Genomic DNA, 242 nt, shown 5'->3' on the forward strand with positions numbered 1-242 from the left:
ATAGCCTTTTTTCTTGCAATTATTGACTCTTCCGGGAGACACATGGAAAGGGCCAACTTTCTTAGAATATGTTTTCTCAATAGATCGTTTGGGCCAACTATTTTGTAGGCGACAGGGATTTCCATTGCCATAGAGATAAATTTTTTGGAAAGAAAAGGTTGCCTAATAAAGACACCCATTTCGGCGGTTATTTGATTAATTTCCTCTACCAATTCACGCTCGTTGACAAGCCTATCTGTTAT

General features: G+C 38.4%; 1 protein-coding gene. It reads right to left on the reverse strand.

The window, feature by feature from the left end:
• Positions 1-242, reverse strand: a 242-nt coding sequence (locus tag KVT28_RS26375) for an asparagine synthase-related protein (RefSeq protein ID WP_254633681.1), incomplete at both ends; no start/stop codon positions are given.

Source organism: Pantoea sp. GbtcB22 (assembly GCF_019091025.1).
Lineage (GTDB): Bacteria > Pseudomonadota > Gammaproteobacteria > Enterobacterales > Enterobacteriaceae > Pantoea > Pantoea leporis.